Source organism: Bacteroidota bacterium, assembly GCA_034723125.1.
Taxonomy (GTDB): domain Bacteria; phylum Bacteroidota; class Bacteroidia; order CAILMK01; family JAAYUY01; genus JAYEOP01.
This window is the reverse complement of sequence record JAYEOP010000585.1, coordinates 1-1554: the sequence shown is the minus strand read 5'-3', so window position 1 is coordinate 1554 and position 1554 is coordinate 1. Positions and strand designations below refer to the sequence as shown.

The 1554-nt window shown below is 25.9% G+C and carries 1 protein-coding gene; it reads left to right on the top strand.

Going from position 1 to position 1554, the window contains the following annotated elements; all coding sequences use genetic code 11:
• Positions 1–258: 258 nt before the first annotated feature.
• Complete coding sequence (locus tag U9R42_14670) at positions 259–1311, top strand: IS1595 family transposase (protein MEA3497268.1); 1053 nt, start codon at positions 259–261, stop codon at positions 1309–1311.
• Positions 1312–1554: the final 243 nt, after the last annotated feature.

Sequence of the window (1554 nt, the reverse complement as noted above, 5' to 3'; positions counted from 1 at the left end):
CTGCATGGTTGCATTATCTCTCATTCAACAATTCAAAAATTATCAGATACAATGGTAAAAAATCAAGTGGACTATCTGTGCGTTGTATCAGAAATTAACTTTTTTTTATTACAACTACTTTTATTCTCAAATGTTTTTCAAAATAAAAATTTACAAATACTAATTTTAAAATGGGCTATTCCCAAATATTGTGATTTTTTTGCAAAATAATTTGCTTTTTTGAAATATTTTTTGTAAATTGTATTTATGGACACAATTATGAAAGATATAATTAACAAATATAAATATTTAAAACTTTATCAACAAAAGATATTACTTAAATTTTTAAACCAATTTCTATCAATAAATATTATAGATACCGGTTCTATTTCGGCAGAGGGTATGATTTGTCGTAGATGTGGAGCAGATTTTTTTGTGAAAAATGGAACTTACAAAAATAATCAAAGGTATCAATGCAAAGCATGTGGTTCTACTCAATTTAGAGATGCAAATACTCCTTTATATAATTTGAAGTTAAAGGATAAATGGTCTGATTTTGTGTATATTATGTTGGATAGCGAACAACCTATGACTAATGAACGTATCAGTAAAGTGTTGGACTTTGATAAAAAAACAGCTCAGCGTTGGCGGCATAAATTTTTATCATCTTTAAACGAAGTAAATCCCTTAGAATTAGATGAGGAGGTAGAAATAGATGAGGTATATTTAAAATTTTGCGTCAAAGGTGTAATAGGAAGAGAAAAATATGAAGAATACTTTTTTTATGGAAGTCCTGATAATGTAGAAAGCGAATTACGGAAAAAAGAAAAAAAGATGATAGAAGAGAAATATCAATCAATATTTCTTTGTCAGCACAATAGAATGGGCGATTTTGATTTTTCACCAATTAAAATACAAAAGAAAGGGATTGTTTCTAAAGAGGATTTAGAACGAGTTATGAAAGAACTGGATTTGTCAAAAAGAACAGTTATAACAGATAAAGAGACTTCTATGATGTCTTATATGAATACATTAGACAATGTTAATCATTTAACATTCAGGTCTTCGGATATAAAAAAGGGAATATTAGAAAATAAAAAAGTTCATAATAACAACATCAATAATACGATGATGTTATTAAGAGGCTGGTTAAAAGTTTTTCGAGGTGTTTCTACAAAATATATTTGGAACTATTTAAAATGGTTTAGATTTCTTAATCTATTCAAGCTCTTTAAAACGAGACAAATGATAGGATATTCTTTGTCTGATAAAAATTCATATCCAAGATTTAAGAATATTTTTAAAACCTACGAAGAATTTGTTTATATTTAGACAAAATATTTTATTATTTTCAACAATGCTCGTAATATGCTGATTTTCAGATACGAATATTATAAGAATGTCTTTTTTTAACGAAAAAAATGTTTTTTAATAGAAAAATTAAATAAACCATACTTTTTTCTAAATTTACAGAAAAATAAAAATAATTTTAAAAAAAAGTTTTTTTTAAGAAGTTAAATCACAATATTTGGGAATAGCCCAAACCAATACTTATGATGCAAAAATTGACCCCGC